The sequence below is a fragment of the Neobacillus drentensis genome (genome assembly GCF_036965645.1).
GTDB lineage: Bacteria > Bacillota > Bacilli > Bacillales > Cytobacillaceae > Neobacillus > Neobacillus drentensis_D.
The window spans coordinates 50,917-57,285 of the sequence record NZ_JBALPZ010000070.1; the positions used below are offsets into that span (position 1 = coordinate 50,917).

Below are 6,369 nucleotides of genomic sequence, written 5' to 3' on the forward strand. Positions count from 1 at the left end.
CAACTTAGAAGAACCAACTGCCTTCAAATAGTAATGTAACTATTTAGGATACTTAATATTTTTTTGCTCTAATACTTTAGTAAGATAAAAATTTCCCATTGACTAAGACCTTCGAAGGTCCTATATTAAGTGATGTCCATTAAAATTCAATCAAAAAACGTTATTTTAATATAAAAGATACTTCGAGGAGGATAACCGTGGGGAATTCAAATAAATTAGGATTTTGGGTATTAACTGCCCTTGTCATTGGGAACATGGTTGGCTCAGGTATTTTTATGCTGCCTCGCTCTCTATCAGAAGCAGCCAGTCCAGCAGGTGTACTATCTGCTTGGCTCGTTACAGGTCTCGGAGTTCTGATGCTGGCCCTAGTTTTTGGTAACTTGGCGATTCGCAAACCGAATTTAACAGGCGGGCCGCAAATCTATGCAAAAGAACTATTTAAGCCAAGTTCTCATGCATCTGCTTTATCAGGTTTTATGACTACATGGGGTTATTGGATTGGAAACCTAGCCGGTAACGTTGCGATGATCACCACGTTTGCCGGATATTTATCCACCTTCTTTCCCATCTTAACAAGCAATGCCAACTGGTTTACAGTCGGTACTTTTACCATTAAAGTAGGGAATGGTTTAACGTTTTTAGTGTGTTCCTTATTGCTTTGGGGTACACATTTCATTATCCTGCGCGGCATGGAAAGTGCGGGGAAATTAAATTTTCTAGCTACTGCAGCAAAAGTAGCTGGTTTTGTCTTCTTTATTATTGTTGGTCTGTTTGCATTTCAAAAGAGTAACATCCTTCCGTTTATCGCACCAAGAATGGATGATGCAGGGCATGCTATCGGTATTATGAGTCAAATTAACGGTGCTGCTGTTAATACCTTATGGGCATTTATTGGTGTAGAATCAGCTGTTGTATTTGCTTCCCGTGCAAAAAAACAATCGGATGTCAAAAGAGCAACGATCCTTGGGTTGTTTATTGCGCTGGGGATCTATGTAGGAATCAGCGCCCTAGTGATGGGGATGCTGGATCAAAATACGCTAATTCATTCTGATAAACCATTAATTGATGCCATTCAAATTATGCTGGGACCAGTAGGCGGAAAATTATTAGCAGGCATTGGATTAATTAGCATTTTTGGCTCAACAATTGGCTGGTTAATGTTAACTGCAGAGGTTCCTTATCAAGCAGCTAAACAAGGATTATTCCTTCCAGCTTTCTTAAGAGAAAATAAGAAAGGCCTGCCTGTGTTTTCAATGATTGTATCGAATGGATTAGGTCAGGTGTTTATTTTTTCTACTGTATCAAAATCCATTTCAGGAGCGTTTGACTTCGTCGTTGTCATCGCGACTTTATCCTATTTAGTGCCTTACCTTATCTCAGCTGTCTACCAGCTGAAACTAGTGATGACAGGAGAGACCTATTCGGTAGGAAGACAAAAAATAACTGACGGTATCATTGCTATATTGGCAACGGTCTATTCGATTTGGGTTATCATTGCTGGTACAGCTGATCTTAAAACGTTTATGTACGGTATGATTTTACTTGCGAGCGGTATTCTTTTCTATCGACCAAAAACAAAAAAGAAAAAGTCTTCCGATCAGAAAACAAAACGTGCCCTATCTGCTTAACCTATCAGAATTTTTCTGATAGGTTTTTATTTCTTATTAAAGGGTAAAATAAGCTACATAAAATGGATCATTTCTTTTGACAGTTGCTAGAGGTTGTAATAAAATAAGTAAATCCGATAAAAATAGTAAGAATTAGGGGGATTCACAACATGAAAAAACTTACGGTCATTTTTGCACTGCTTTTAAGCTTTATGTTCGTGCTTTCAGCTTGTGGCAAAGATGAGAAAAAAGATCAAAAGACAGCAGTTAACACAGAAGAAAAGAAAACTGCGGATAATCAAGATTTATTGAAAAAGATTCAAGACGATGGAAAAATCACGGTTGGTACTGAAGGTACATATCCGCCATTCACTTTCCATGATACAAGCGGTAATTTAACTGGATTTGATGTCGACTTAACAAATGAAGTGGCAAAACGGCTAGGTGTAAAAGTAGAATATAAAGAAACGCAATGGGATGCTATGTTTGCTGGTTTAGATGCAAAGCGTTTTGATATGATCGCGAACGAGGTTGGTATTCGTCCTGACCGTCAAAAGAAATACGACTTTTCTGATCCATATATTACCTCATCCGGTGTTCTTATTGTTAATACTTCAAACACTAAGGTGAAAAAATTTGAAGATATCAAAGGCTTAAACGCTGCCCAATCACTGACTAGTAACTACGGTGATATGGCCAAAAAATATGGAGCTAATCTTGTTGGTGTAGAAGGATTCCAGCAGGCCGTTGAATTGCTGGCACAAAAACGTGTCGATGTGACAATTAACGATAAGCTTACCTATTTAGACTATAAAAAACAAAAGCCCGATGCACCAATTAAGGTTGCCGCAACAGCAGATGATGCTTCTTCAAGCGGTTTTATGTTTAGAAAGAATAGTGACAAACTCGTTGATGAAGTCAATAAAGCCTTAAAAGAGATGGTTGATGACGGCACTTATAAAAAAATCTCTGAGAAATGGTTTGGTGAAGATGTACTTAAATAGTATTTTTGCTGATCCTGAAAGAACAGCAAGGTTAATTGACATAGCAAAAAGTTCCCTCCGGCCGCTGCTGGAGGGGGCTGTTTTTTATACGATACCGCTCACGCTTATTACCTTTGTCGTTGGCTTGGTTTTGGCCATTCTAACGGCTTTAGCCCGAATTTCAGAGGTGAAAATATTTCAAATCATCGCTCGGGTGTATGTCTCTGCGATTCGTGGTACTCCGTTACTTGTGCAATTATTTATCATTTTTTACGGACTGCCTAATCTCGGTATCACGTTAGACCCGTATATTTCAGCGGTCATTGGTTTTTCTCTTAGTGTCGGTGCCTATTCGTCTGAAATTATTAGAGCGGCGATTTTATCAACACCCAAGGGACAGTGGGAAGCAGGTTATTCGATTGGCATGACCTACTGGCAAGTACTTAAAAGGATTATCTTGCCACAGGCAGCAAGGGTATCAATTCCGCCTTTATCTAATTCCTTTATTAGTCTTGTTAAAGATACTTCGCTGGCTTCACTGGTATTGGTTACGGAAATGTTTCGGCGCGGTCAAGAGATTGCTTCGACCAACTACGAATTTTTATTAGTCTATTCAGAAGTAGCACTCATTTATTGGGTTATCTGCTTTTTCCTTTCCATCCTGCAAGGGTACTTGGAAAAGAGACTGGGCCGCTACGGGGCTTAACTAGGAAAATGGAGTGTTATGCATGATTAAAATCAATGGATTATATAAGCAATTTGACCAGTTACAGGTGTTAAAAGGAATCGATCTAGAAGTGGAAAAAGGCAAAGTGGTTGTCGTGATTGGGCCGTCTGGTTCTGGTAAAACAACGATGCTCCGCTGTTTGAACATCTTAGAAACACCAACGAAAGGTGTCATTTCGATCTCAGGTAAAAGTTTAGATTTTTCAAAAGCGGTTGCGAAGAAAGATATTGCTGCTTTCCGCCGTTTAACCGGTATGGTATTTCAAAGTTATAATCTATTCCCTCATAAAACAGCCCTTGAAAACGTGATGGAAGGGCCAATTGTTGTGAAGGGAGAAAATAAGGAGACCGCACGGAAGAAAGCACAAACCTTACTTGAAAAAGTAGGGCTAGCTGATAAGCAAGACTATTATCCGGCACAGTTATCTGGCGGTCAGCAGCAGCGTGTCGGGATTGCCAGGGCTCTGGCGATGGAGCCTGAAGTGATGTTGTTTGATGAACCTACCTCTGCACTTGACCCGGAATTGGTCGGTGAGGTGTTAAAGGTCATGAAAGATCTCGCATCGGAAGGAATGACGATGATTGTAGTCACCCATGAAATGCGCTTTGCCCGGGAAGCGGCAGATGAAGTGATTTTTATGGACCAAGGTGTCGTTGTAGAACGTAATAAACCGGACCAAATTTTTACGAATCCAACAGAAGAACGGACAAGAAAGTTTTTGAATATGATTCAATAAGGTGCTGTAGCTCATGAAGCTATGGCACTTTTTTTATTGAAAGGAAAATTTAGCTAAAAAATTGTGAAACTTTTCCTTTTGTTAGTCCGTATTACATATTACAATGGTCAAATAAGGAAGGATATGTATATTAAAACCTACCTTCCTTTGTACATTAAAATAAGGATGGATGCCAATGGAACCTTTCAGCATTCCTTTAGAAACCATTTATTTCTACGCCTTAATTATTTCAGGTGTCATAACTGTTTTGTATGTATTGTTCGCGGACGTTTTTCATTTTCACGGGGCAGGGGAGGGGCTGGATTTTCTCAATCCAGTATTAATATTTGCTTTTGTGACGATTTTGTCTGCGAGCGGATACTTATTTGAAAAGTTAACATCCATACATTATCTGCTTATACTCGGGATTTCAGCAATCATTGCGTTTATGCTTGTCACCTTACTAAATGTATTTGTTCTTGTACCGGTATCCAGGGCCGAAGAATCACTTGTCTATAAAGAGTCAGATTTGCAAGGAAGAGTAGGTACTGTCATCACGCCAGTTCCTGCTGATGGGTATGGAGAGGTCTTGATTGAAAGCACGAGCGGCCGGATTGCCAAACCTGCAAAAAGTTTTGACGGTGATTCCATTCCGAACGGTACAAGGGTACTAGTCGTCCAGGTGAAAAACGGTGTACTTGAAGTGACCGTTTATCAACAATTAGAGAATTTTACTTTATAGGGGGGTTAAAGAAGATGGGAATGATTTGGATCATTATTGGTGTTGTTGTACTTATTCTGCTGGCGTTAATTGGTGTATTCATTACTAAATATAAAACAGCAGGACCAGACGAAGCGTTAATTGTAACAGGCAGCTTCCTTGGGAACAGGAATGTCCACGTCGATGAATCAGGTAATAAGATCAAGATTATCCGCGGCGGTGGTAGTTTTATTTTACCAGTCTTTCAACAAGCCAAACCACTAAGCTTGTTATCTAGCAAATTAGAAGTAACCACTCCGGAGGTTTATACGGAGCAAGGGGTGCCCGTCATGGCAGATGGAGTCGCCATTATTAAGATCGGCGGCTCGATTAGCGAGATTGCAACAGCTGCAGAACAGTTTCTTGGAAAACCGAAAGAAGACCGTGAAAACGAAGCAAGAGAGGTACTTGAAGGACATTTACGTTCGATCCTCGGTTCAATGACCGTTGAAGAAATTTATAAAAACCGCGATAAATTTTCGCAAGAGGTCCAACGTGTTGCCTCGCAGGACTTAGCGAAAATGGGGTTAGTAATTGTTTCATTTACGATTAAAGATGTTCGGGATAAAAACGGCTATTTAGATTCCCTTGGGAAACCGCGGATTGCTCAAGTAAAACGGGATGCCGATATTGCCACAGCAGAGGCAGAAAAAGAAACAAGGATTAAAAAAGCGGAAGCGGCTAAGGAAGCGAAGCGCAATGAATTAGAGCGGGCCACGGAAATTGCGGAAGCCGAGAAAATTAATCAGCTGAAAATTGCCGAGTTCCGCCGGGAGCAGGATATTGCCAAAGCCCGTGCAGACCAAGCGTATGATTTGGAAAGTGCAAGGGCCAAGCAGGATGTAACGGAGCAGGAAATGCAAATCAAGATTATTGAGAGACAGAAGCAAATTGAACTAGAGGAAAAAGAGATCCTGCGCCGTGAACGTCAATATGATTCGGAAGTGAAGAAAAAAGCGGACGCTGATCGTTATTCAGTAGAGCAATCGGCTGCTGCTAACAAGGCAAAAGAAATTGCCGAAGCTGAGGCTAATAAATACCGGATTGAAGCAATGGCAAAGGCGGAAGCAGAACGGATCCGTCTCGATGGTCTGGCAAAGGCGGAGGCGCAAAAGGCACAAGGTTCAACAGAAGCGGAAATTATCCGCTTGAAAGGTCTGGCAGAAGCGGAGGCAAAAGAAAAAATCGCGGAAGCCTTTGAACAGTTTGGTCAGGCGGCTATTTTGGATATGATTATCAAAATGCTTCCCGAGTATGCGAAGCAAGTGGCTGCCCCGTTATCCAATATTGATAAAATTACCGTTGTTGATACAGGTGGTGCTTCAGGTGTTAATGGCGGTGCCAATAAAATCACCAGCTACGCTACCAACTTAATGGCAACATTGCAGGAGTCCTTGAAGGCTTCGAGCGGTATTGATGTGAAAGAATTAATTGAAAATTACTCTGGTAAATCTAATGTAAGAAAAAGCATTGAGGAATTAACGGAAGAAATTAAAAATAAAGCTGAATAGGTTTAAAGAGCCTTATCGCCATGCTGATAAGGCTCTTTTGGTGTGATTTAATAGAATCTATTAGTT

At 40.6% G+C, this 6,369-nt stretch carries 6 protein-coding genes; all 6 read left to right on the forward strand.

Going from position 1 to position 6,369, the window contains the following annotated elements; genetic code table 11:
• The first annotated feature begins 197 nt into the window (after window positions 1–197).
• The 6 genes from V7266_RS14535 to V7266_RS14560 all read left to right on the forward strand — a co-directional run bounded on the left by V7266_RS14535 (window position 198) and on the right by V7266_RS14560 (window position 6,303).
• Window positions 198–1,628 (forward strand): amino acid permease, encoded by a 1,431-nt coding sequence (locus V7266_RS14535; RefSeq protein WP_335468606.1) that lies wholly within the window; start codon window positions 198–200, stop codon window positions 1,626–1,628.
• 149 nt (window positions 1,629–1,777) lie between these two features.
• Entirely contained in the window at window positions 1,778–2,611 is an 834-nt protein-coding gene (locus tag V7266_RS14540; protein ID WP_335468607.1) for an amino acid ABC transporter substrate-binding protein, read from the forward strand.
• Complete coding sequence (locus V7266_RS14545; RefSeq protein ID WP_335468608.1) at window positions 2,598–3,296, forward strand: amino acid ABC transporter permease; 699 nt, start codon at window positions 2,598–2,600, stop codon at window positions 3,294–3,296. The genes V7266_RS14540 and V7266_RS14545 overlap by 14 nt, the downstream gene beginning before the upstream one ends.
• A gap of 22 nt (window positions 3,297–3,318) precedes the next feature.
• Window positions 3,319–4,053 carry an amino acid ABC transporter ATP-binding protein gene (locus V7266_RS14550; protein WP_335468609.1) on the forward strand — a complete coding sequence of 245 codons (735 nt, stop codon included), beginning with the start codon at window positions 3,319–3,321 and terminating at the stop codon, window positions 4,051–4,053.
• A 175-nt stretch (window positions 4,054–4,228) separates the two neighbouring features.
• Window positions 4,229–4,774 carry an NfeD family protein gene (locus tag V7266_RS14555; RefSeq protein ID WP_335468610.1) on the forward strand — a complete coding sequence of 182 codons (546 nt, stop codon included), beginning with the start codon at window positions 4,229–4,231 and terminating at the stop codon, window positions 4,772–4,774.
• A gap of 14 nt (window positions 4,775–4,788) precedes the next feature.
• The gene (locus V7266_RS14560; RefSeq protein ID WP_335468611.1) at window positions 4,789–6,303 is read left to right on the forward strand and encodes a flotillin family protein; all 1,515 of its coding nucleotides are present in this window, start codon (window positions 4,789–4,791) and stop codon (window positions 6,301–6,303) included.
• Window positions 6,304–6,369: the final 66 nt, after the last annotated feature.

Coding starts and splice junctions, on each gene's coding strand:
- V7266_RS14550 (WP_335468609.1), top strand. CDS start 3,319: ATGATTAAAATCAATGGATTATATAAGCAATTTGACCAGTTACAGGTG.
- V7266_RS14545 (WP_335468608.1), top strand. CDS start 2,598: ATGTACTTAAATAGTATTTTTGCTGATCCTGAAAGAACAGCAAGGTTA.
- V7266_RS14560 (WP_335468611.1), top strand. CDS start 4,789: ATGGGAATGATTTGGATCATTATTGGTGTTGTTGTACTTATTCTGCTG.
- V7266_RS14540 (WP_335468607.1), top strand. CDS start 1,778: ATGAAAAAACTTACGGTCATTTTTGCACTGCTTTTAAGCTTTATGTTC.
- V7266_RS14555 (WP_335468610.1), top strand. CDS start 4,229: ATGGAACCTTTCAGCATTCCTTTAGAAACCATTTATTTCTACGCCTTA.